Here is a 23,862-nt window from a genome sequence, read left to right as displayed (position 1 = left end):
CTCTATCATATTTCAATTGAACCGGAATAAATTGATAGAGAAAGGAGAGGGTGATGTGCTGAAGATAGCTGTTTTTGATGAGGAGCATGAAAAGGATCTGCAGACTGAAGTCAATACATTTTTAAAGGGGATTTCTGATGAACAGCTCGTTGATATTAAATATACGGTAGCGGCGGCCTGTGATCCTGAAGGTGAGCAGCTTTATTGTTTTTCCGCTCTCATTTTATACCGAAAATAAAGAAGCCCGGACGAAATGCCGGGCTTCGTTGTTCATTATGCTTTTTTGACGCGGGGACTTCTTGGTTTTTGGTATTTCTCCGCTTGTTTGATTCCTTTTCTCTCGCTCGCTAATGACTTGTACAGAGACACGATCATCAGAAGGATCACGACTGAAAACGGAACCGCGGCGAGAATGGCCGTGTTTTGCAGTGCGGCCAGACCGCCGGAATATAACAAAACCGCTGCCACGGCGGACTGGATGACGCCCCAGATGATTTTCACCCGGTTTGACGGGTCTAAAGAGCCGTAAGACGTTTGCATTCCAAGCACAAATGTCGCTGAATCCGCTGATGTAATAAAGAATACAGCGATCAGAACAAGCGTTAATACGGATGTCACCATTGTCAGCGGATAGTGGCTGAGTGCGCCGAACAGCATCGTATCCGTTGACATTCCCGCGACATTGAATACGCCTTTCTGCTGAAGATCCATCGCGGATACACCGAAGATCGCAAACCATAAGAAAGCCAATATACAAGGTGTCACCAATACCCCGATTAAAAATTCCCGGATCGTCCGGCCCCTTGATACACGGGCGATAAAAATGCCGACAAACGGCGACCAGGATATCCACCAGGCCCAATAGAAAATGGTCCAGCTGTTAATCCATTCGCGCTTTTGGGGATCATTCGGAGACAAGCGAAAGCTCATCTGCACGATATTTTGTATGTATTGGCCGATAGAATCGGTAAATGAGTTCATAATCAGCACCGTCGGGCCTGCAATGAGCATAAAGATCATTAAAATAGCCGCGAGCGCCATGTTGGTATTGCTTAAGTATTTAATCCCTTTGCCGATTCCGCTCCACGCAGAAATCAAAAATAACACGGTCACGACAGCGATCAGGATCAGCTGAATGGAAAATGTTTTCGGAATGCCGAATAAATAATGCAGACCGCCGTTGATCTGAGTCGCTCCGAGCCCTAAGCTTGTCGCCACACCGACAACGGTCGCAAACACGGCGATACAGTCAATCGCTTTGCCGATCGGCCCGTTTACTTTATCGCCCAAAAGCGGTGTCAGTGTGCTGCTGATCAAACCGGGCGCGTCTTTTCTGAATTGAAAATATGCGATACATAAAGCGACGACCGCATAGATGGCCCAAGCGTGCAGCCCCCAGTGGAAAAATGTGTACCGGAGCGCATCACGAAATGCTTGGGGCGTTTCTGTTTCACCTGAGGGAGAGCTGATGGCGTAATGGCTGATCGGTTCCGCAGCCCCGTAAAATACCAAACCGATTCCCATGCCTGCGCTGAAAAGCATGGCAAACCATGATAATAAGCCGAATTCCGGTTTTTCCCCGGGTTTTCCGAGTTTTATTGTGCCGATCGGACTCACAATGAGAAAGAGACAGAAACCGACAAATATAGAAACGACCAGCAGATAATACCAGCCGAAAGAATCCGTAATAAATTTTTGTGCCGTATCAGTGACTTGCTGCAGGCTGTCAGGAGAAATGGCCCCCCATAAAACCGCAGCGGCTGTGATGACAATCACAATCCAAAAAACACTGGAGATGTTCTTCTTCAAACGTTCTCACCCTCTGACTATTTTTTTCAATACGCCATTTTGTTTTAGTATGGTCGTACGATTGCAGATCATTCCTTTCTTCCTATTCCCTCAATCAGGTGAAACAAAACGCAGAAAACTCTATCATGTTTTTGGTCAATTATCAATGGGGACGCTCAGGTAAATGCGCTTTATACCATTTAGAGCGAGCGTGAGAAACGTCCTGCATTCAAACCGGCGAGACGCCCTGTGACAAAAGCTGAAGTGATATTGTAGCCCCCGGTATAGCCGTGAATGTCGAGTATTTCTCCGCAAAAATATAAGCCTTCCATTTTTTTTGACGCCATTTGTTTCGGCTCAATCTCTTTTACGGAAACACCTCCGCCTGTGACAAACGCTTTGTCCAAAGAAAGCGTTCCGTCAGCGGCAACCGTAAATTGTTTGCAGTCTTTGGCAAAAGCCCTGAATTGATCCTTCGGCAGTTCCGTAAAGCTTGTCTGCGGATCAAGACCGTTCCGTTCCAGAAGAAAAAGCAGGTACCGTTCCTGCATCCACGGCTTCAGCGCGTTTTTGAGCGCTTTTTTCGGTGCGTCTTTCAGTTCCTTGTGCATCTTTTGAAATAACTCTTCCTCGTTGATGCCGGGAAACAGATCGATGCGGAGTTTGACCTCTGGCTGCTTTTTCAGTTCTTTGACGACAAACTGGCTGCAGCGGAGAATGGCGGGGCCTGACAAGCCGAAATGGGTGAACAGCATGTCCATCACGTGTGTGACGATTGGTTTGCCTTTTTTATTCAGGACGCTGACGGCCGCGTTTCTAAGAGACAGCCCCTGAAGTGTTTTTTGTTTAATAAACGGTTCTGACGACGTAACCGGCACTTCCGTCGGAAAGAGTTCGGTCACGGTATGACCGGCCGCTTCCGCCCATGCATAGCCGTCTCCGGTGCTGCCGGTATGCGGGACTGATTTTCCGCCGACCGCGATAATAACGGCGTCTGCGTTAATGTGTTCGTCATTGTTTGTCGTAATGCCCGCTGTCCTGCCGTTCTCGTACCGCACTTCTTTGATTTTTTCATTTGTGCGGATGGTGACATTCAGTTGTTTTAATCGGTTCAAAAGCGCATCGACAACGCTTTGCGCTTTGTCCGTCACCGGGAACATGCGCCCGTGGTCTTCTTCTTTCAGCTGAATGCCGAGTTTTTCAAAAAAGGCGATGATATCTTCATTATTAAATTCGGAAAACGCGCTGTATAAAAAGCGGCCGTTGCCGGGGATGTGTTTGATGATTTCTTCAACGGGGAGGCGGTTGGTCACGTTGCAGCGCCCGCCGCCGGAAATCGCCAGCTTCCGTCCCAGCTTGTTTCCTTTATCGATTAATAATACATCCGCCCCTTCTTCGCCTGCCGCAATCGCAGCCATTAAACCGGACGGGCCGCCGCCGATCACAATCACGTCATAATGTTTCATCTTTCATCAACAACTTTCTTTTTCACGTATAATAGGCGGAAATGTCCGCTTTCTGCTATTATAGCGAAAGAAAGGGAATCCTTAAACGTATTTTGTTTTTTAAAGAGTTTTCCCAAAAAGTTTCCCGCTGTAATTATTACCGTCTAATTGCCCAGTTGTGTTAAAATAGAAAAGTTGAATCTTCGTAGAAAATGGTGATGAGGAAACATGTCAAGCAAATTGTTAAGGGGCACGTTCGTGCTGACGCTCGGCACCTATATATCGCGGATTTTAGGGATGATTTATCTGATCCCGTTCGGAGCGATGGTCGGAGCGACGGGCGGAGCTTTGTTTCAATACGGATATAATCAATATACACTGTTTTTAAACATTGCCACGATGGGATTTCCCGCCGCGGTTTCAAAATTTGTCTCGAAATATAACTCCAAAGGAGACTATGAGACGAGCAGGCGGATGCTGAGAGCGGGAATGTCGGTTATGCTCGTAACCGGGATGATCGCTTTTTCAATTCTTTATATTTCGGCGCCGTTTTTTGCGGAAACATCTCTCGGCGGCACGAGTAACAACGGACTTACGATTGACCACGTCGTTTATGTCATCCGGATGGTCAGTCTGGCACTTTTGGTCGTGCCGATTATGAGTCTTGTGCGCGGTTTTTTCCAAGGTCATCAGATGATGGGGCCGACAGCCGTTTCACAGGTTGTGGAGCAGCTTGCCCGGATCATCTTTTTATTGGGCGCAACGTATTTGATTTTAAGAGTGATCAACGGCGGCCTTGTCATCGCAGTCGGATACGCGACTTTCGCGGCGCTGATCGGATCATTCGGAGGGCTTGTCGTCCTTTATATTTACTGGAATAAGCGGAAGGGCGATCTTCTGGCGATGAAGCCGAATCTCGTCCCGTCTGCGAACTTAAGTTATAAAAAAATGTTCATTGAGCTTTTCAGTTATGCCGCTCCTTACGTATTTGTCGGACTGGCGATTCCTTTGTATTCGTATATCGATACGAATACGTTTAATAAAGCGATGATTGCGGCGGGCCACAAGGATATCAGCCAGGACATGCTTGCGATTGTCACCCTTTATGTGCCGAAGCTTGTCATGATCCCGGTTTCTCTGGCGACCGCTTTCGGTCTGACGCTGATTCCGACGATTACTGAATCGTTTACGAGCAGGAATTATAAGCTTTTGAACCAGCAGATTAACCAGACGATGCAAATCATTCTGTTTTTGGTTATTCCCGCCGTTGTCGGGATGTCCGTGTTATCGGGTCCGGCCTATACGTTCTTCTACGGCTCTGAAAGTCTTCGCCCGGATATCGGACAGGATATATTGTTCTGGTACGCGCCTGTCGCGATACTGTTTTCTCTGTTTACCGTAAACGCCGCGATCCTGCAAGGGATTAATAAGCAGAAATTTGCTGTCGTGAGCCTTTTCATCGGCGTCATTATAAAAGTGGTGCTGAACATGCCGCTGATCAAGCTGTTTCAGGGAGACGGGGCCATCTTGGCAACGGCGCTCGGTTATATCGCTTCTCTTCTGTACGGTTTTATTATGATTAAGCGCCATGCGGGCTATTCGTATACGGTACTTATAAAACGGGTCATTTTAATCGCAGTCCTGTCCGTCCTGATGGGAGTCGCGGTCAAGCTGACTCAATGGCTGCTCAGCTTCTTTGTAACATACCAAAGCGGCCAGGTGCATGCGGCGATTGTCGTCTTTGTCTGCGCCGCTGTCGGCGGTGCGGTGTACATGTTTGCCGCGTACCGAATCGGATTTTTACAGAAAATGTTTGGAAACCGTCTGCCCCGCGTTTTAAGGAGAGGCAGGCATTCCGCCCATTGAGAAATAATGAATAGTCCGCTTATCGCGGGCTTTTCTTTTTAAAGGAGAGGATCAGGATGAGACTTGATAAGCTGCTTGCCAACAGCGGATTCGGCTCAAGAAAAGATGTGAAAAAAATCGTCAAGGCCGGGGCTGTCATGATTGACGGAGAGCCGGCGAAAGATGTGAAAACCCATGTCGATCCGGAAAAACAGGACATCACGGTATACGGAGAGCCGGCAGACTATCGTGAATTTATTTATGTCATGATGAATAAGCCGCAAGGAGTGCTGTCCGCTACCGAAGACAGCCGCCAGCAGACGGTGGTTGATCTGCTGACGCCTGAAGAACAGCGATTTGAACCGTTTCCGGCAGGACGTCTTGATAAGGATACGGAAGGCTTTTTGCTTCTGACCAATGACGGGCAGCTCGCTCATCGCCTGCTTTCTCCGAAAAAGCATGTGCCTAAAACATATGAGGTCCGGTTAACCTCGCCTCTGTCACCGGAAGACATCGTTCATCTGGAAAGAGGCGTCGTCATTGAAGGAGGCTATAAAACGAAGCCGGCAGCCGTTGAAATCATTACAGAAAGCCCGGATGAAACGGTGATTCATTTGACCATTACAGAAGGCAAATATCATCAGGTGAAGCTGATGGCAAAGGCTGTCGGAAATGAAGTGGCTTATTTGAAGCGGCTTTCGATGGGGGCTGTTTCTCTTGACCCGGATCTTAAACCGGGAGAATTCCGCGAGCTGACTGAAGAGGAGCTCGAAACGCTGAGAGGCGCTGAAGTGTAATCGATATCAGAAAAGCCCAAAACAGATTTGTTTTGGGCTTTTTATATAGAGGAACAAAAAACAAGGCAAAGACGCTGCTTTGCCTTGCAGCATGTCAGGCCGAAAAGGGCCTTATGTAATTGTTCGCTTAAGATGTAATTTTCACTTTTTTTCGTGTTGTCTCCCACTTGCCTCGGCTAGGACTATGAACAAGATCATTGTATGCTAACACATTTAAGTCTCGCTGAATGGTTCTAGGTGTAATGCCGAATTCATCAACCAGTTCCTGTGTTGTCACAAGGCCTTTTTCCTGGATGAACATGTAAACTGATTTAATCCGAGTCAGCATACGATTTGTTGAAGGTTTCAAAAAACCACTCCCTATCATAAGATCGGATGGACTTGATATACCACAACTTTCGACTCTAAAACTTCGTACGAATAAGCAACAAAGGATGACATTCTGTTTTTTCTCTTTTAACTGCCTCCATTATACACGATATGGACAACATGAATCTAGGAATAAGCGCAGATAATTTTTTCCAAATGGGTGCCGCCTTGGTGCATTACTATGCCCGGTCCGCTTTTATTATTATGGAAACTGAAACTTTTTTTATACATGTCCGTATGAAAACGGGGGAGTGAGAAGTTTGGGAGAATTATTGAATGCAAACATTGTCTGCGCCGGTTATGCTGACAGGCCGAAGGTGATTTCTGATGTATCTCTGTCAGTCAACGCTGGTGAAATTACCGGTTTAATCGGAGCGAACGGCGCGGGGAAAAGCACAGTGATAAAGGCGGTTCTCGGGCTGTCCCGGGATATAGAGGGCGGAATTGAGTGGAATGATTCATCTTATGCTTACATACCGGAGCGTCCGAGTTTTTATGATGAACTGACGCTTTGGGAGCATCTCGAGCTGACCGGGTCATTGCGGGGTATAGAAGGAGAAGAATGCCGTGAGCGGGCAGGGCGGCTGCTTGAAGAGTTTTCGCTGACGTCTGTAAAACATGATTTGCCTTCCGGTTTTTCAAAAGGGATGCAGCAAAAATTGATGCTCATACAGGCATTTTTGGCGAAGCCGGATATTTACATCATTGATGAGCCTTTTATCGGACTTGATCCGATCTCAACGAAGCTGTTTACCGACATGCTGATTGCTGAGAAAGAAAGGGGCGCGGGGATTTTGATGTGCACTCATGTTCTGGATACGGCGGAAAAAATCTGCGACCGGTTTTATTTGCTGGATCAGGGCGCTCTGCTTCTTCAAGGCACGTTAGAGGAGCTTCAGGAAAAAACGGGGAGCCGTTCACTGCTGGATTGCTTTTATTCAGCGGTTCGGAGCAGTCAGCGATGACCGGGCGGGCTTTGTTTTTTCAAAGGCTGTTTCATTATTGGCGGTATCAATGGAAGGTGTTTCAGACGGTCATTGATTGGACGGTCGCGCTGTATATCGTTCTTCCCGCTGCCGCATTTGCCGTTTATCAATATGCTGAATGGCTGAACGGCAGGGGGCTTCTTAATGGAGCGGCAGGAGTATTAGGATGGGGCTGGCTGTATGTATTCAGTGCCCTGCTGTTGTGCACGGGTTTTATTCATACCTTTTTGCTGGAAGCGGATCACGTATTTTTGGTGCATGCAAAACATCTGATGCAAAAGCTGAAACGGTACGCGCTTTTGTATTCGATGTTCCTTTCCCTTATCAAATGGGGTGCGCTTGCCGTATTGTTATTTCCCTTATGGCGCCAATACGGTGACTGTACCTTACCGGCATATTCGGGTATGTTTTGCTGTCTGTTCGGCTTCCATACTGCAATATTAGCGGTGCACCGACACAGAAAAAACAGCAGGCGGACATTCGGGAATCAGGCGGCAGGCTGGCTGAAAGTGATGGTTCTGATGGCGGGTGCGTTTTTTATGATCGTCTTTGCCGCCGAATGGTATTGGCTTTGGCCGGCGGGATGTATATTGTTCATCTGTTCCGCTTTTTTGACTTGGAAAGGGACGGAGACATTATCGGCCTTTGAGGAAGAAGTGCTTGAGGAGAACAGGCGCAAGCTTTCATTCGCGGCCTCTGTTTTGATGCTCAGCCATGATGTGCAGCTCCCGAATGGTAAACATAAAGGGCGGAGCAAGCCGTTTTTATATCCCGGCTCAAAGCACATCTTTACAAAACGGTCGGCGTATACGGCGTGGAAAGAATTGTTCTTTAAAGTGCTGATCCGAAACGGCGGGTATATCCGGCAGCTTTACCTTTTAACCGCGGCTTTTACGGCTCTTATTCTCGTTCTTCCGCTCTTAGTGAAGCCGGCAGTCCTCATTTTGTTTGCGATCGTCAGCCGCTATGCCGCGTCGCTTTTATTTGACCGGATCACGGACAAACCGGTTTTAAGCGGTATCAAGAGAGACAGTGATGACTATTTCAGGGCGCGAAACAGCGCATTAACCGTCATTCAAGTCATCTGTTCCGTCTGGTGTCTCATTGCCGCGATTCTTTCCGTTCTTTATATGTGAAAAATCCCTTTCCGAAAAAGGAAAGGGATTTTTCTTAATGACCGTTCAAAATAAAAAGCTGAATAAAAAACAGCACGGCGAAGATGATGACTAAAGGATGGATTTCGCGCCATTTTTTCTTAGCTGCTTTAACAAGCGGATATGAAATGAAGCCGAGTGCGATTCCGGTTGAAATACTGGACGTTAAAGGCATCGCCAAAATGACGAGAAAGGCCGGGAACGCTTCATCAAGCTCATTCCAGCGGATATTCGACACAGCACCCATCATCAGGCTGCCGACAATAATCAGAGCCGGTGACGTAATCGCGGACACTTCCGATAAGACGCTGACAAGCGGGCTGAAAAACATGGAAACGGCAAACATAACGGCAATCGTCAGCGCCGTCAGACCCGTTCTTCCGCCGGCCGCCACACCTGCTGAAGATTCAACGAACGCGGTCGTCGGACTGGTGCCGAAGATGCTTCCCACCGTCGTAGCGGTTGAATCAGCCAACAGCGCTCTTCTGGCATTCGGCAGCTGATTGTTTTTGATCAGTCCCGCTTGTTCGGCGACACCGATCATGGTGCCGGTCGTGTCAAAAATCGTAACGAGAAGAAAAGAAAACACAACGGCGTACAGACCGTGATGCACGACATCCCCGAGGGCTCCGAACGGATTTGTGATTAAAAGCCCCTCCGGCAGGTGCGGGAAGGACATGAATCCTTTCGCGAAATGAATCTGCCCGGTCAAAAAGGCAATGACGGCGGTCAGCGCCATTCCGATGAACAGAGCCCCGTTAACATTCAGCACCATCAGTACAATACTGATGATAAGTCCGATAAGCGTTAAAATGACGGCGGGCGAATGAAGATCGCCGAGTGCGACCAGATTAGATTTATCAGCCGTGATGATTCCGGATTGGCGTAAGCCGATAAAAGCGATAAATAAGCCGATGCCGGTCGTAATTCCGTATTTTAAATTGTCCGGAATCGCTTCTATAAGTTGTTTTCTTAAAGGCGTTAACGATAAAATAATAAAGATGACTCCCGCGATAAAAACGGCGCTGAAAGCCGTCTGATACGTAATGCCGCTGCCTGTGCCGACAACGTGAAAGGCGAGATACGCGTTTAAGCCCATGCCGGGGGCAATGGCGATCGGAAAATTCGCAGCGAGAGCCATCCATAAAGTTCCGACAATGGAAGCGATAATCGTCGCGGTGAACACCTGGTCAAACGGAATTCCCGCATTGGAAAGGATCACCGGATTGACGACAATGATATACACCATTGTGAAAAAGGTGGTCAATCCCGCGGTAATTTCTCTTTTTATTGTCGTTTGATGCTTGTCGAGATGAAACATAAGTACCTCCAATGACGAACATTTTTTCAAAACATCATCTATATTATTCGTTTTATCGACATTTTGCAAGTCTTTATCAAGAAAGGGGATTTGTGATGAACTGGGAAGTTGAAGTCATCAGAAACAAAGAAGATCTGATCCGTGACACGCAGAAGTTTTTGCAGATCAACAGCGTAATGGACGAATCAACAGCCGGTCCCGGCCGGCCGTTTGGAGAAGGCGTCAATGCCAGCCTGACGTCACTGCTGGAATTCGGTGAAAAAGAAGGCTTCACCGTAAAGAATCTTGATGGCTATGCGGGCCATATTGAATGGGGAACGGGTGACGAAATCGTCGGCGTTCTGTGCCACGTCGATGTCGTTCCGCCCGGAGACGGCTGGACGAGCGATCCGTTTTCAGCCGATATCAGGGACGGCCGGATATATGCCAGAGGCGCCATTGATGATAAAGGGCCGACAATGGCGGCGTTTTATGCGCTGAAAATCGTCAAAGACATGCAGCTTCCTTTATCCAAACGCGTGAGAATCATCATCGGAACGGATGAAGAAAGTGATTGGAGATGCGTGGATCACTACTTCAAACACGAAAAAATGCCTGACATCGGCTTTGCTCCTGACGCGGATTTTCCGATCATTAACGCGGAAAAAGGAATTATAGATGCGTCACTGCGCATTGCACAAAGCGCTTCTGACAAAGACGCAAAAAACGGGCTTCTGTCATTCCGTTCAGGACTTCGCTTGAACATGGTGCCGGATGCGGCTGAAGCGGTTATTGAAGGGGACGGTCTTGATGCCGTGCACGCATATTTCAGCAAATGGCTTGAGCAGTCAAAAACACAAGGTGAAGCAGTTTCGGAAAATGGAAAACTGACGCTTCGGGTATACGGAAAATCATGCCACGCGATGGAACCGGATAATGGTGTCAATGCCGGCTTAAAGCTTGCTGAATGCCTTAACGGAACGGAGCTGGATGGAGCCGGAAAGCACTTTGTCAAAACCGTCAGTGACTATTTTTTAAATGATACACGAGGCAAAAAGCTGAAAATTGATTGCAGGGATGACATCAGCGGAGAGCTTACATTGAATGTCGGCACCTTTACATACAGAAAGGGTGAGGAAGGAGAACTCGGCATCAACATCCGTTATCCCGTCACTTCAGACAGCAATGTCATCCGTGATGCTTTTACGTCTGCTGAAGAATTCCGGCTTGAAGAATTTAAAGACAGCAAACCGCACCACGTTTCTGCCGATCATCCGCTCGTAAAGACGCTTCAAAAGGTTTACGAAGGACAGACGGGAAAGAAAGCGGATCTGATTTCAATCGGCGGAGGAACGTATGCGAGATCCCTTTCGGCGGGCGTCGCGTTCGGGCCGCTGTTCCCCGGCCGGCCTGACAGCGCGCATCAAAAGGATGAGTACATTGAAATCGATGACCTTCTCCGGTCAACCGCTTTATACGCCGAAGCCATTTATGAGCTTGCCAAGTGATAATAAAAAGGGACGCCGAAAGCGGCATCCCTTTTTATCATTCAAATGACCATAAATCCGTTGATAAATAACGTTCTCCCGTATCGGCCGTCATACAGATGACGATCTGTTCGGAAGGGAGGCGTTTTGCGGTTTCAATGGCGGCGAAGCAGGCGGCGCCTGAAGACGGGCCGACGAGTATACCTTCTTCCCGGGCCAGACGACGTGTTGTCGTATACGCATCTTCATCAGATATTTTCATGATTTCATCGTAAACGTCCTGATTCAGTATGCCGGGAATAAATCCGGGGCTTGTCCCGACAAGCTTATGAGCGCCGGGTTTTCCGCCAGACAGGACGGGAGATCCCGCGGGCTCGGCGACATGAACAATCATATCCGGGAAAAGCTCCTTCAGCGTTTCTCCGGTTCCGGTAATGGTTCCGCCCGTTCCCGCCGTTGCCACAAAAGCACCGAGCGGTCTGTTGAGCTGCTGAACGGCCTGATAGATTTCAATGGCGGTCGTTTTTCGGTGGGCATCTGGATTTGCGCCGTTATCGAATTGCATCGGGATAAAACTTCCCGGAATCTGTTCGGCGAGTTCTTTCGCTTTTTTGATGCTTCCGGGCATTCTTTCCGCCCCCGGTGTTAACACAACCTCCGCGCCGTACGCTTTCAGGAGGTTGATGCGTTCTTTCGTCATCGTGTCAGGCATGACGAGGATTGCCTTGTAGCCGCGCGCCGCCGCGTTCATCGCCAGGCCGATGCCTGTGTTGCCGCTTGTCGGTTCGATGATGACAGAGCCGGGTTTTAAATGCCCGCTGTTTTCCGCTTCAATGATCATATTGTAAGCCGCTCTGTCTTTGACACTGCCGCTCGGGTTAAACGATTCTAATTTTAAATAGACCTGTGCTGCATGTTCTGGCTGAAGACGATTGAGCTTTACGATCGGTGTGCCGCCGATCAGCTCCGCCGTGCTGTTTACGATTTTCAAGGCCGGCTCATTCCTTTCTGTATAAAACGTTCGGTACATAATATCCTATCATAATGAGCGGACAGGGTTCTCCTCTCCGCTTATCCGTTTTATAATAACACCATAACCAAAGAGGGGGAGATCCTCGTATGAAAGCTTCATTGCCGCATTATTTTATCGGCATTCCGATTCCGGCTGACATTGCTGAACCGATTTGGGAAGCAGCCAAAAAGGAGCCGGCGTTATCATTCAAAAAATGGGTGCACCCGCATGACTATCATATTACACTCATTTTTCTCGGAGCCGCGGATGAAGAACGGCTTGCGAAATTATCGTCTCTGCTCGCAGATGCTGCGTCGGCAGCGCAGCCGTTTACCGTACAGTTTCAGCATCTGGATATTTTCGGCGACCGCAGACAGCCGAGAGTGCTTCACCTTGAGCCCGAACGGAATGAACTGCTCTTTGATTTGCGGGAAAAAACAAAACAGGCTGTTTTGAAGGCCGGTTTTCAAGTGGAAAAACGCCCGTATCACCCTCATATGACGATGGCGCGGAAGTGGGCGGGAGACCGGCCGTTTCCTGACGATGTGCCGTTTGAAAGCGGCAGGGTGCAAAGTGCCGTCAGCCGGTTTTCCTTGTTTCAGACCCATCTTGACCGGTCGCCAAAATACGAAGAAATCGCACAGTTTCAATTGACATAAACAAATATTCGGAGTGGAGAAATCACATGGCACAGATCATCAAAATTCACGACTGCATATCCAGATATGAACTTGATCCATATCATTATATGAACCAGTTTATCCGGCTGAAGAAAGAACGCTGGGAGACGCTTCTTGAAGCGTTTGACCGGAAGACGGAAGAAAAAGAAACGAAAACGGCTGCCGGCGGGGAAACCGATCAAGCGCCGGCCAGGAAAAAATTTTCCTTAAAAAAGAGAAAAGAAGAAAATACGGCCGATATAAATGAAAAGAGGCACCAATGGTTTGATGAGCCGGAGGGAGAAGAGGCGCTGTTCGGGAATCTTCCGTCTCAAAAGTCTGAGCTCGCGCCTTTTTTCAAAGATCAGCTGTATGACTTTCAATTAAAATGGGCGAGCTCCACGCTTTCTCAAAAGTCTGAGCTTTCGCAGGCGGTCAAAAGGGACAGGATGTTAAAAATGCTGGCTCAAAAGCTGCCCGATTCCTATTTTGTGATGTATCATCCGGTTCTTCAAATTCAGCAGGCGTCCGTCGAACTGAGCATGATCATCATCTCGCCGCTGGAGATTTTCTGCGCTGCTTTTATGGAAGCGGAAGAGGACAGCGTATATATCGGATCAAAACACCGTTTTTGGGAAGAAAGAGGCTCCGGCAGCACGCGCCAAGTATTGAATCCGTCTCTCAGCCTGCACCGGACGGGCTCGGTCGTTTCGCAAATCGTAAAAGAAAAGCAGGCCGACATTCCCGTGCGGAAGCTTTTGCTCAGCAGAACGTCTTATATTGATTATCCGGAGCCGCCGTACGGGCTGGAAATAGCTGATAAACGGACTGCCGCAGAGTGGGTGGAAAAGCAGCAGAAAAATACGGCGCCGATCAAGCACCACCAGCTGAAGGCGGCGAAGGCTCTTTTGTCTTACGGCTTGAGCGATTCAAGCCGGAGACAGGAATGGCTTGATTAAAACGGACGTTTGCCGGCTGTCTCTTCATCTATGAAGCAGGTGAAAACAAACGATGAGTCAATGGTTTTTTATTATTAATCCGGTCTCAGGAGGCGGGCGGGGCCGGCGTGTCTGGAAATCAGTTCAAAAAGAGCTGAACAGGCGCGGGGTCAGCCACCGCTCTTTTTTGACCGGGCATCCCGGACATGCGGAGGTGCTGGCGAGGCAGATTTCAATGATGCAGGATCATAAGCTTAAGCGGCTGTTCGTCATCGGCGGTGACGGGACGATGCATGAAGTCATTAACGGACTGAAAGGAACGGATCAGATTGAGCTGACCTTTGTGCCCGCCGGTTCGTACAATGACTTTTCCAAAGGGCTCGGTATTAAGAAGTCGGCGCTTCTCCAAGAAATCAAAAGTCTGCACCGCCCGCTCACACGGAAATTTTTTGCGGGAAGCATCAACTTTTTTCATGACAAAGCGCAATCACTTTATTTTATTAACCACCTGTCTGTCGGCTTCGATGCCTCAGTTTTGAAGGCAGCCGCGAATTTTCCGTTATCGCGCGTTCTTCGGTTTTTGCGTCTCGGCTTTGTGATTTACCCGCTCGCGCATTTACATAAGGCCTCGAGGTTTCAGCCGTTCAGATTTGTGTGCACGGCAGACGGCCAGAGGCGTGAATTCCGCAATGTCTGGTTTGTCATTGCGGCTAATCACCCTTATTACGGAGGCGGCATGAAAGGGGCGCCTTCAGCAAATCCCCGTCAAAACCATTTTGATATTGTCATCGCAGAAAACCTGTCCTTTTTCTCGCTGTATCGTTTTTTATGGGCGATGAGCTTCGGCCGTCATATCAAAATGGACGGAGTGACGATGATAAAGGGGAAGGAATTCGTTTTTGAAACAGATGGGAAAATTCCGTTTCACGCTGACGGCGAGCTGATCGGAACGACGCCGTTTCGGCTTATGCCGGGCGGTACGCCGTTGAAAATAAAAACATAATAAACAAATGAAACCCGTCAAATGTTTCACGGCAAAGAGCGGTTCGCGGCATAAATCTTCAGAATTCACAGGTGTTCTTGCTAGTTTTGCTTGACGAAGTTTGTGCTGTAGCGCTAAAATTTATAGGACGGCTATTGATTAGCATATGAGACTCTCAATAGCTGTCTTTTTTATTCTCATGAAATTGTTTATGACAGGCCGCTCCGCCAATAGAGAAAGGCTGGAGGCCTATTCTAAAATATTTTAAGAAATGATGGGTTGAACATTGATATGAACTGGTTGGGACAATTACTAGGTAGCGATTGGGAGATCTTCCCCGCCGGAGGAGCTACAGGAGATGCATATTATGCGAAACATAACGGCCAACAGCTTTTTTTAAAACGTAATAGCTCGCCCTTTTTAGCCGTGTTATCCGCCGAAGGCATTGTTCCGAAGCTGGTTTGGACGAAACGGATGGAAAACGGGGACGTCATTACGGCTCAGCATTGGATGGCGGGCAGGGAGCTGAAGGCAAAGGATATGAGCGGACGCCCGGTGGCTGAGCTGCTCCGCAAAATCCACACATCAAAAGCTTTGCTCGACATGCTGAAAAGATTGGGAAAAGAACCGCTTGATCCGGGCGCCCTTTTGTCGCAGCTGAAGCAGGCCGTCTTTGCCGTGCGGCAATTTTCGCCGCTTATTCAGGAAGGCCTTGCTTATTTGGAAGCTCATGTGGATCAGGTGCAATTCGGTGAAAAAGTCGTTTGCCATTGTGATGTGAATCATAATAACTGGCTTCTGTCTGAAGACAACCAGCTGTATTTAATAGATTGGGACGGCGCCATGATAGCTGATCCGGCCATGGATCTCGGCCCTTTATTGTATCATTACGTCGAAGAGCCAGCGTGGGACAGCTGGCTTGGGATGTACGGCATGAAGCTCACGGAAGGGCTTCGGCTGAGGATGGCGTGGTACATGTTATCGGAGACCATCACCTTCATCGCCTGGCACAAATCAAAAGGAAACGACAAAGCGTATCATGATGCCATGGAAGAGCTTCATGCCCTGATGAAGCGGATTGTCAAGTAGTCAGGAGTACGAATCCATCTGCTCCACCCATTGGGACAAATGGTTTTGGTGCTCCTGAATATGCGTGTCGATGGAATCGGCCGTGATGCCGGACTGGCTGTAGCGGTAGACATCCTCGAGCACGTTTTTTATATTTGAATCAAGCCCGGTGTTGGCCATCAGTGATTTGATGACGCGCTCCAGCTGTTCATACTCGGCAACCGTGCCGCAGCAATCCAATTGATGGTTGGCCAGTATGTCCTTTAATAACCGGACCTGATGTTCGCTTGTTAAGCCCATGATTCATATACACATCCTTTCTGTGTCATACATTGTGCAAAGCGGTGCGGTTTTATGCATCACATGAGTGTTCCGGACCGGGGAGCCTCTTTTTTTATGCAGCCGGCGCCTTTAAAAGGCGCTTGCGGCTCTTTATGTTTCATGGTATGTTGTTACTCGAAATTATAGATAGAGGTGTCAATCATATGAGAATGCGCCATAAACCTTGGGCGAATGATTTTCTGGCAGAAAACGCTGACATCGCCATCAGTGATCCGGCCCAGTATAAAGGGCGGTGGAACACGGTCTTTGGCAATGACAACCCGATCCATATTGAAGTCGGTACGGGAAAAGGGCAGTTCATTTCAGGAATGGCCAAGCAGAATCCGGATATCAACTATATCGGGATTGAGCTGTTTAAAAGCGTCATCGTCACTGCCGTCCAAAAAGTAAAGGACAGCGGGGCTCACAATGTCCGTTTGTTAAATATAGACGCGGAAACACTGAATGACGTATTTGAACGGGGAGAAATCAAGCGCGTATATCTAAACTTTTCTGACCCGTGGCCGAAAAACCGCCACGAAAAGCGCCGTTTAACATTTAAAACGTTCTTGAAAAAATACGAAGAAGTGATGGGCGAAACAGGTGAGATTCATTTTAAAACCGATAACCGCGGTTTATTCGAATACTCTCTGAAAAGCTTTTCCGAATACGGCCTGCTTCTGACGGAAGTCAGCCTTGATCTGCACAACAGCGATCCGAAGGGCAATATTATGACAGAATACGAAGAAAAATTCTCCGCGCTCGGCCAGCCGATTTACCGGGCCGAAGTTGAATGGAGAACAAAAGACAGACTCTGATGCGGGAGTCTGTTTTTTTATGCCGCCATTTGCTACCATTACATCAGGAGGGATCAAGATGGAGACATTGAATATTGGGAATATTTCATTAACATGGCTGGACGGCGGTGTAACGCATATGGACGGCGGAGCGATGTTCGGCGTTGTTCCGAAACCTTTATGGTCGAGAAAATACCCCGTAAATGATAAAAACCAGATTGAATTAAGAACAGACCCGATTCTGATCAGAAAAAACGGCCTGAATATATTGGTTGACGCGGGTATCGGCCGAGGGAAGTTCTCTGATAAACAAAAAAGGAATTACGGCGTAACACAGGAATCCAATCTGAAACAATCTCTTCGTGACCTCGGGCTTTCCTGTGAGGACATTCATATTGCCGCGATGACCCATCTTCATTTTGACCATGCATGCGGCCTGACGGAGTACAGCGGAGAGGAGCTTGTCTCTGTTTTCCCGAATGCCCGCATTATCACTTCTGCAACAGAGTGGCGCGAAATGAGAAACCCTAATATCAGATCGAAAAATACATATTGGAGAGAAAATTGGGAGGCGGTACAAGATCAGGTCGAAACCTTTGAAAACGAGTATCAGCTGACAGAAGGCATTACGATGCACCACACCGGCGGCCACAGCGACGGCCACAGCGTCATCGTCTTAGAAGACGGTGGGGAGGCGGCTGTGCATTTTGCCGACCTGATGCCGACGAACGCGCATAAAAATCCGTTATGGGTGCTGGCCTATGATGATTATCCGATGACCTCTATTCCAGAAAAGCAGAAATGGCAGACGTTCGCGGCAGAAAAAGACGCCTGGCTCATTTTCTATCACGACGCGATTTACAGAGCGGTAAAATGGGGAGAAGACGGCGAAGTGGCTGCATCTGTCAAACGGGAGAAAAAATAAGCGGATCGATGATTTGCCTGTATGAATTTCGGGAATAAAAGCAAACCTAAGACAAATTGCTTTGAAAGGAAGAGACAGGTGAATCAATTTCAAGTGACGAAAGATGGAGAAATCAAAACAACACTGCGCGGATTAGAAGTGCTTTCTACGCCTTTTTTAAATAAAGGGGTGGCCTTTACACAGGAGGAAAGAAAGGAACTCGGGCTCGAGGGGTTTCTGCCGCCGAAAGTATTGACAATCGAAGAGCAGGCGAGGCGGGCCTACGAACAATTCAGTTCGCAGCCTGATGAGCTGAGCAAAAACGTGTACTTGACCGCTCTCCATGACCGGAATGAAACGTTATTTTACAGGCTGTTAAATGATCATTTAGGCGAAATGCTGCCGATCGTATATACGCCGACCGTCGGCACCGCGATCCAGCGTTACAGCCATGAGTACAGAAAACCCCGCGGTCTGTATTTGTCAATAGATGATCCTGAGGGAATGCGCGCCGCATTTCAGCAGTTCGGAAAAAATGAAAACATTGACTTAATCGTTGCCACAGATGCGGAGGGCATTCTGGGAATCGGTGACTGGGGCGTCGGCGGCATCGCCATTTCTGTCGGAAAACTCGCGGTGTATACGGCGGCGGCCGGAATTGATCCATCACGAGTGCTTGCGGTCGTATTGGACGCGGGGACAAATCAGGAAAGCCTCTTAAATGACCCGCTGTATGTCGGAAACCAGCATTCAAGAGTGCGCGGCGAGAAATATGACCGCTTTATTGATGAGTATGTCTCGCTTGCCCGGGAAACATTCCCGAATGCGCTGCTTCATTGGGAGGATTTCGGTACGGCTAACGCCCGCGGCATATTAAAACGGTATAAAGATAAAGTCTGTACGTTTAACGATGACATTCAAGGAACGGGCGCGGTATCGCTTGCAGCTGTTTTAGCGTGTGCAAAAGCATCAAAAGTGCCTTTAAAAGAGCATAAAGTCGTCGTCTTCGGCGCGGGAACGGCCGGTATCGGAATTGCTGAGCAGCTGCGCGAAGCCATGGTGCATGACGGATTAAGCGAAGAAGAATCCTACAGCCATTTTTGGTGTATCGACAGAAACGGATTGTTAACGGATGATATGAAGGACTTGCGTGATTTTCAGGTTCCGTACGCGCGCCCTGCTGATGAAGTGAAAGAGTACGGCCGCAGCGGTGAAGGCGGATCAATCGATCTGGCGGAGACGGTGCGTCAGGCCAAGCCGACGATTCTGATCGGCACATCCACCGTATCAGGCGCATTTACGGAAGAAATCGTCAAAGAAATGGCCTCACATGTCAAACGGCCGGCTATTTTGCCGATGTCAAACCCGACGACATTATCAGAAGCAAAACCTGAAGATTTGATTAAATGGACGGAAGGCCGCGCGCTTGTCACTACGGGTAGTCCGTTTCCGCCTGTTGCGTATAAAGGCGTTACCTACCATATCGGACAGGCGAACAACGCGCTCGTATTCCCGGGACTCGGGCTCGGAACGATTGTGACAAAAGCAAAGCTCATTACGGACAATATGTTCGTTGCCTGCGCGAATGCCATCGCCGGTATGGTGGACGTCGGCAAGCCGGGTGCGCCGATGCTTCCGAAAGTGGAGGATCTCAGGACGGTATCGGCAACTGTGGCGGTAGCTGTAGCAAAAGCTGCGATTCAGGACGGTGTAGCGGAAACGGAACCCGAGGATCTGATCCAAGCGGTGCAGGACGCGATGTGGCACCCCGTATATAAACGAATTCGGCCGATGTAACCGAATAAAGCCCAAAACGCTGATGGTTTTGGGCTTTATTTTTTGCTTGTCCGAATTATGAGGCGACAGAATCAATGACATCGACAATCTGGCCTGTTTTTGCATTGACCATAACTTCATATTGCTCCAGTTCGCCGAATGCCGAACGTGTCACGCCGGTCTTGTATACCTGGATGGTTTCTCCGTTTACCTGGTAGGGCTCGGGCTCTGTGTAAATCCATGATCCGTCTATCGGCCCGCGCTGTTTAAAAGCCGCTTTCACGATACGGAGCGCTTTTTCTGAAGAGATATAAGGTTTCATCGCATACTTTTTCACTGCGATGGCAGCGCATAATCCGACTCCTGCACCTAAGAGAAAATGACGTAATTTCAATATGAAGCACCTCCAATTATGTCGTAGTTTTTATTATACAGAAGATGCCAGACGGTGTTAAGTAAAGCGGCGGTTTTCCAGCCCATTCAATCTGAGCGCTTGGAAAACGGTTGTTTTTCTAATAAAATAAAAGCATTACATAGAAATGAGGGGAAAATATGAATGAGGAAACGAAAACGCTTTTCCGGACGCTGACGCAGCTTCCCGGCGCACCGGGAAATGAACATCAGGTCCGCTCCTTTATGAAACGGGAGCTTGCGAAATATGCGGATGACATCGTGCAGGACAGACTCGGAAGTGTTTTCGGAGTAAGGCGCGGCGCTGAAGATGCGCCGACCGTTATGGTAGCCGGCCATATGGACGAAGTGGGGTTTATGGTAACGCAGATTACGGATAACGGCATGCTGAGATTTCAGACGCTCGGCGGCTGGTGGAGTCAGGTGCTGCTTGCCCAGCGCGTCGAGGTGCAGACGGATAACGGACCGATTATCGGCGTCATCTCAAGCATCCCGCCCCACATTTTAACAGATGCCCAGCGCGCAAAGCCGATGGAGATCAAAAATATGATGATTGATATCGGTGCCGATGACAGAGAGGACGCGGTCAAAATGGGGATCAGACCGGGACAGCAGGTCGTGCCTGTCTGCCCGTTCACCCCGATGGCCAACGAGAAGAAAATATTGTCCAAAGCGTGGGATAACCGCTACGGCTGCGGGTTAAGCATTGAACTATTAAAAGAGCTGCACGGAAAAGACCTGCCGAACAATCTGTACGCCGGGGCCACCGTTCAGGAGGAAGTCGGTTTGAGAGGGGCGCAGACAGCGGCCAACATGATTCAGCCTGATCTCTTTTTCGCGCTTGATGCCAGCCCGGCAAATGATATGAGCGGCGATAAGGAGCTGTTCGGCCGTCTCGGCGAGGGGGTGCTGCTCCGCATTCTCGACAGAACGACGGTCATGCACCGCGGGATGAGAGAGTTCGTCCTTGATATGGCGGAAACGCACAATATCCCTTATCAATATTTCGCTTCAGGCGGGGGAACGGATGCCGGACGGGTCCACATATCAAACAGCGGGGTTCCGTCTGCCGTCATCGGCATTTGTTCAAGATACATTCATACAAATGCCGCCATCATTCATGTCGATGATTATGCCGCGGCGAAAGAAATGCTCATTAAGCTGGTCATGGCGAGTGACAAACAGACGGTCGAAACGATCAGAGAAAATGTGTAAAAAAATAAGCAGGACCGCATAAAGGCGGCCTGCTTATTCTGTTTCAAATAAATAAGAGAGTGCTTTCATCGCTTGATTGACGGTTTCGACCGTGATATTCGCTTTTCCGGAAAGCTCTTTCAGCGGATGATGAAGTTCTTTCGGACGGATGAGAATGAGCGGCTTTCCTTTTGCGATGGCATAAGAAGCATCCATCGCGGTATTCCACTGCTTATATTTCTCGCCAAACAGGGCGATCACAAAATCGGCTTTTTCCATCAGCACCTCTGTACGGAAATTGTTGATATCAGAAGCTCTGGCGTCTTTTAAAACAGAATCGGGCTGCACGCCCATAATCTCTTCTCCGATATTGTCTGAGCGTTCATGGTTTTCCATCGGGCCGACAAACGTAATCGGCAGGTCCAGCGATGTTGCTTTTTGTTTGATCTCGTCCCGCCAATTACTGTGGATTTCACCCGCTAAATACACGACAAACTGCATCTTTTGCCCCTCCTTATGTACATATTCAGATTTTCGTACGGCTACAAGCAAAATGGTAAACGAAACTTGCTTGATAATGCAAATGAAATATGATAATGATATTGCATATAGTTGGTCTTGCTGTAAACAGTCTGGTATGATCCAATTGGACAAACATCAGCATATAAAAAACTCATAATCCAGATGGAGGAATGACAATGAAAAAGATTGAAAGCACGGAAGAATTGCAAAAAGCGGTACAAGACGATTGGGCGGTATTTATGTTTTCAGCGGATTGGTGCCCGGACTGCCGCTTTGTGGAGCCGTTTCTCCCTGAGCTGGAAGCGGACTTTCCTGAATTCACTTATTACTACGTAGACCGCGATCAATTTATTGATACATGCGCGGAATGGGAAATTTACGGCATTCCGAGCTTTGTTGTGTTTAACGGAGGAAAAGAAGTGAACCGCTTCGTCAGCAAAGACCGTAAAACAAAAGAAGAAATTGAGCAATTTTTAACCGATTCCCTTGCTAAAGCATAAAGGAGGCCACGGGCTTTGAAAATGACGTCAAGGAAGCTGGCGGATTTATTAAAACAGCGCCTGCAGCACGAGAACCGATCCTTCTTTTTTGACAGAGAAAAAGACACCCTCCGTGTTGAGGATCAAACGACCAAAAAAGGCATCACATTGGAGCTCCCGCCGATCATTGCGAAGTGGGAGACGAAAAAAGAAGAAGCGATCGACGAAATCGTCTACTATGTGTCAGAAGCAATGGAGGCGATGGAAGGCAGCGGACAGGAGATGTCCGGAAAGGAAGCCGGAATCTATCCGGTCATCCGTTCCACATCATTTCCCGATCAAACGAGCGACGGCATTCCGCTCGTGTATGATGACCATACGGCCGAAACAAGAATCTACTACGCGCTTGACCTCGGCAAGACGTACCGCTTAATTGACAGCCGGATGCTCGAGAAAGAAAACTGGACAAAAGAACGCATCAGGGAGACGGCGTCATTCAATCTCCGCTCTCTTCCTTCAGTTGTGAAACAGGATACGGTTGCGGACAATTATTTTTATTTTTTCAGGGCGAATGACGGCTATGACGCCAGCCGGATTCTCAATGATTCGATTCTTCATGAATACAAGCAGGCCGCTGAAGGCGAATTGGCGATTTCCGTCCCGCATCAGGATGTATTAATACTTGCTGACATTCGAAATGAATCGGGTTATGATATTTTAGGGCAAATGTCCATGAGCTTCTTTGCAAGCGGCACGGTGCCGATTACGGCCCTTTCATTTCTGTATAATGAAGGCAGACTGGAACCTGTGTTTATCATGGCGAAAAGCCGGCCGAAAAAGGATTAGAAAGGATTTTTCTTATGAACGCTTTTTACAATAAAGAAGGTGTGGGAGATACGCTTCTGATCTCTCTTAAAGATGCGGCACGCGAAGAAATCGGCTATGAAAGAGAAGGCGATGTCGTCAGAATCTTTAACAAAGAAACAAAAGAAACGACGGGCTTTAACATTTTTAACGTGTCTTCTTATCTACAGATTGAGGACAACGGCCCCGTCGCTTTGTCTGAGACATTCGTTCAGGATGTGAATGAAATACTGAACAGAAACGGCGTTTCAGAAACGCTGACAGTTGACCTTTCTCCGAAATTTGTTGTCGGTCACGTTGAATCGAAAGAAAAACATCCGAATGCGGATAAACTGAATATCTGCCAAGTGAATGTGGGAGAGGAAACCCTCCAAATCGTTTGCGGCGCGCCGAACGTGGATAAAGGGCAAAAAGTCGTCGTCGCTAAAGTCGGTGCGGTGATGCCGAGCGGACTTGTGATTAAAGACGCTGAATTAAGAGGCGTTCCGTCAAGCGGCATGATCTGCTCCGCGAAAGAACTCGCTTTGCCGGATGCGCCGGCGGAAAAAGGGATTCTTGTTCTTGAAGACAGCCGCGAGGCCGGCGAAGCATTTCAATTCTAACTCCCATAAATAAGCGCACAGAATCGAATGATGTGAGAGAAAGCCGTTAAGCAGGCCTGCTTAACGGCTTTCTTCAGTTGGGAGCTTAATCTTTTCTGAGCCGCCCGGCAATGGTATACTAAATATCGTCCCAGACTACTAAAAAGGGAGTTAGAGAGTGAT

At 48.4% G+C, this 23,862-nt stretch carries 25 protein-coding genes; 17 read left to right on the top strand and 8 right to left on the bottom strand.

Annotation, left to right across the window (positions count from 1 at the left end):
- The first annotated feature begins 55 nt into the window (after positions 1-55).
- Positions 56-238: a sporulation protein Cse60 gene (locus ACKTRM_RS13875; protein ID WP_003152309.1), complete on the top strand. Its 183-nt coding sequence runs from the start codon at positions 56-58 to the stop codon at positions 236-238.
- Between the two features lie 35 nt (positions 239-273).
- Here ACKTRM_RS13875 and opuD read toward each other — a convergent pair whose 3' ends face one another.
- Together opuD and ACKTRM_RS13865 are read right to left on the bottom strand one after the other, a co-directional pair.
- Positions 274-1,809, bottom strand: a complete 1,536-nt coding sequence (gene opuD / locus ACKTRM_RS13870; RefSeq protein WP_012118228.1) for a glycine betaine transporter OpuD — start codon at positions 1,807-1,809, stop codon at positions 274-276.
- A gap of 179 nt (positions 1,810-1,988) precedes the next feature.
- On the bottom strand, positions 1,989-3,254 hold the full coding sequence (locus ACKTRM_RS13865; RefSeq protein WP_023357091.1) for an NAD(P)/FAD-dependent oxidoreductase: 1,266 nt from the start codon (positions 3,252-3,254) through the stop codon (positions 1,989-1,991).
- A gap of 207 nt (positions 3,255-3,461) precedes the next feature.
- Here ACKTRM_RS13865 and ACKTRM_RS13860 point away from each other — a divergent pair, with 207 nt between their 5' ends.
- Both ACKTRM_RS13860 and ACKTRM_RS13855 read left to right on the top strand, forming a co-directional pair.
- Positions 3,462-5,099, top strand: a complete 1,638-nt coding sequence (locus tag ACKTRM_RS13860; protein ID WP_012118226.1) for a putative polysaccharide biosynthesis protein — start codon at positions 3,462-3,464, stop codon at positions 5,097-5,099.
- 56 nt (positions 5,100-5,155) lie between these two features.
- On the top strand, positions 5,156-5,875 hold the full coding sequence (locus tag ACKTRM_RS13855) for a pseudouridine synthase (protein WP_007408795.1): 720 nt from the start codon (positions 5,156-5,158) through the stop codon (positions 5,873-5,875).
- Positions 5,876-6,002: 127 nt separating this feature from the next.
- On the opposite strand, the gene ACKTRM_RS13850 is transcribed toward ACKTRM_RS13855, so the two are convergent.
- Positions 6,003-6,224 carry a DeoR family transcriptional regulator gene (locus ACKTRM_RS13850; protein WP_003152337.1) on the bottom strand — a complete coding sequence of 74 codons (222 nt, stop codon included), beginning with the start codon at positions 6,222-6,224 and terminating at the stop codon, positions 6,003-6,005.
- A gap of 280 nt (positions 6,225-6,504) precedes the next feature.
- Here ACKTRM_RS13850 and ACKTRM_RS13845 point away from each other — a divergent pair, with 280 nt between their 5' ends.
- Complete coding sequence (locus ACKTRM_RS13845) at positions 6,505-7,209, top strand: ABC transporter ATP-binding protein (RefSeq protein ID WP_012118225.1); 705 nt, start codon at positions 6,505-6,507, stop codon at positions 7,207-7,209.
- Positions 7,206-8,366: an ABC transporter permease gene (locus ACKTRM_RS13840; RefSeq protein WP_012118224.1), complete on the top strand. Its 1,161-nt coding sequence runs from the start codon at positions 7,206-7,208 to the stop codon at positions 8,364-8,366. Before ACKTRM_RS13845 ends, ACKTRM_RS13840 begins: the two co-directional genes overlap by 4 nt.
- Before the next feature lie 34 nt (positions 8,367-8,400).
- Here ACKTRM_RS13840 and ACKTRM_RS13835 read toward each other — a convergent pair whose 3' ends face one another.
- On the bottom strand, positions 8,401-9,705 hold the full coding sequence (locus ACKTRM_RS13835; RefSeq protein WP_012118223.1) for an NCS2 family permease: 1,305 nt from the start codon (positions 9,703-9,705) through the stop codon (positions 8,401-8,403).
- Positions 9,706-9,800: 95 nt separating this feature from the next.
- Between ACKTRM_RS13835 and pepV the strand changes: the two genes are divergently transcribed.
- Positions 9,801-11,192 (top strand): dipeptidase PepV, encoded by a 1,392-nt coding sequence (gene pepV, locus ACKTRM_RS13830; protein WP_012118222.1) that lies wholly within the window; start codon positions 9,801-9,803, stop codon positions 11,190-11,192.
- Between the two features lie 37 nt (positions 11,193-11,229).
- Here the strand turns inward: pepV and cysK are convergent, their stop codons facing one another.
- Positions 11,230-12,201 (bottom strand): cysteine synthase A, encoded by a 972-nt coding sequence (cysK, locus tag ACKTRM_RS13825; protein WP_020954278.1) that lies wholly within the window; start codon positions 12,199-12,201, stop codon positions 11,230-11,232.
- Between the two features lie 89 nt (positions 12,202-12,290).
- On the opposite strand from cysK, the gene thpR reads away from it, so the two are divergent.
- The 4 genes from thpR (at position 12,291) to ACKTRM_RS13805 (ending at position 15,851) form a co-directional block, all read left to right on the top strand.
- Positions 12,291-12,842: an RNA 2',3'-cyclic phosphodiesterase gene (gene thpR / locus ACKTRM_RS13820; protein ID WP_012118221.1), complete on the top strand. Its 552-nt coding sequence runs from the start codon at positions 12,291-12,293 to the stop codon at positions 12,840-12,842.
- Positions 12,843-12,868: 26 nt separating this feature from the next.
- Positions 12,869-13,801 (top strand): hypothetical protein, encoded by a 933-nt coding sequence (locus tag ACKTRM_RS13815; RefSeq protein ID WP_012118220.1) that lies wholly within the window; start codon positions 12,869-12,871, stop codon positions 13,799-13,801.
- 52 nt (positions 13,802-13,853) lie between these two features.
- On the top strand, positions 13,854-14,783 hold the full coding sequence (locus ACKTRM_RS13810; protein ID WP_012118219.1) for a YegS/Rv2252/BmrU family lipid kinase: 930 nt from the start codon (positions 13,854-13,856) through the stop codon (positions 14,781-14,783).
- Positions 14,784-15,053: 270 nt separating this feature from the next.
- Positions 15,054-15,851: a phosphotransferase family protein gene (locus tag ACKTRM_RS13805; RefSeq protein ID WP_003152355.1), complete on the top strand. Its 798-nt coding sequence runs from the start codon at positions 15,054-15,056 to the stop codon at positions 15,849-15,851.
- Here ACKTRM_RS13805 and ACKTRM_RS13800 read toward each other — a convergent pair whose 3' ends face one another.
- Complete coding sequence (locus ACKTRM_RS13800; RefSeq protein WP_012118217.1) at positions 15,852-16,130, bottom strand: YtzH-like family protein; 279 nt, start codon at positions 16,128-16,130, stop codon at positions 15,852-15,854.
- A 185-nt stretch (positions 16,131-16,315) separates the two neighbouring features.
- On the opposite strand from ACKTRM_RS13800, the gene trmB reads away from it, so the two are divergent.
- From trmB to ACKTRM_RS13785, 3 genes are all read left to right on the top strand, one after another.
- Entirely contained in the window at positions 16,316-16,969 is a 654-nt protein-coding gene (gene trmB / locus ACKTRM_RS13795; protein WP_003152359.1) for a tRNA (guanosine(46)-N7)-methyltransferase TrmB, read from the top strand.
- Positions 16,970-17,027: 58 nt separating this feature from the next.
- On the top strand, positions 17,028-17,873 hold the full coding sequence (locus ACKTRM_RS13790) for a YtnP family quorum-quenching lactonase (RefSeq protein WP_012118216.1): 846 nt from the start codon (positions 17,028-17,030) through the stop codon (positions 17,871-17,873).
- 78 nt (positions 17,874-17,951) lie between these two features.
- Complete coding sequence (locus tag ACKTRM_RS13785) at positions 17,952-19,649, top strand: NAD-dependent malic enzyme (RefSeq protein WP_012118215.1); 1,698 nt, start codon at positions 17,952-17,954, stop codon at positions 19,647-19,649.
- 55 nt (positions 19,650-19,704) lie between these two features.
- Here the strand turns inward: ACKTRM_RS13785 and ACKTRM_RS13780 are convergent, their stop codons facing one another.
- A complete protein-coding gene (locus ACKTRM_RS13780) occupies positions 19,705-20,022 on the bottom strand; it encodes a PepSY domain-containing protein (RefSeq protein ID WP_003152366.1) in 318 nt (105 codons plus the stop codon).
- Between the two features lie 158 nt (positions 20,023-20,180).
- Between ACKTRM_RS13780 and ACKTRM_RS13775 the strand changes: the two genes are divergently transcribed.
- Positions 20,181-21,254 (top strand): M42 family metallopeptidase, encoded by a 1,074-nt coding sequence (locus tag ACKTRM_RS13775; RefSeq protein WP_003152370.1) that lies wholly within the window; start codon positions 20,181-20,183, stop codon positions 21,252-21,254.
- A 33-nt stretch (positions 21,255-21,287) separates the two neighbouring features.
- Here the strand turns inward: ACKTRM_RS13775 and ACKTRM_RS13770 are convergent, their stop codons facing one another.
- Complete coding sequence (locus tag ACKTRM_RS13770; protein ID WP_012118214.1) at positions 21,288-21,734, bottom strand: YtoQ family protein; 447 nt, start codon at positions 21,732-21,734, stop codon at positions 21,288-21,290.
- Between the two features lie 197 nt (positions 21,735-21,931).
- Here ACKTRM_RS13770 and ACKTRM_RS13765 point away from each other — a divergent pair, with 197 nt between their 5' ends.
- Genes ACKTRM_RS13765 through ytpR form a run of 3 tightly spaced genes read left to right on the top strand, consistent with a single transcriptional unit; the run spans position 21,932 to position 23,700 of the window.
- Positions 21,932-22,255, top strand: coding sequence for a thioredoxin family protein (locus ACKTRM_RS13765; RefSeq protein WP_003152373.1), 324 nt, complete (start codon positions 21,932-21,934; stop codon positions 22,253-22,255).
- Between the two features lie 15 nt (positions 22,256-22,270).
- Positions 22,271-23,080: a DUF1444 domain-containing protein gene (locus tag ACKTRM_RS13760; protein WP_012118213.1), complete on the top strand. Its 810-nt coding sequence runs from the start codon at positions 22,271-22,273 to the stop codon at positions 23,078-23,080.
- A gap of 14 nt (positions 23,081-23,094) precedes the next feature.
- Positions 23,095-23,700 (top strand): YtpR family tRNA-binding protein, encoded by a 606-nt coding sequence (gene ytpR / locus ACKTRM_RS13755; protein ID WP_003152375.1) that lies wholly within the window; start codon positions 23,095-23,097, stop codon positions 23,698-23,700.
- Positions 23,701-23,862: the final 162 nt, after the last annotated feature.

Source organism: Bacillus sp. D7-8 (assembly GCF_052055895.1).
GTDB classification, from domain to species: domain Bacteria; phylum Bacillota; class Bacilli; order Bacillales; family Bacillaceae; genus Bacillus; species Bacillus velezensis.
This window is presented reverse-complemented; position numbering and strand designations above follow the sequence as displayed.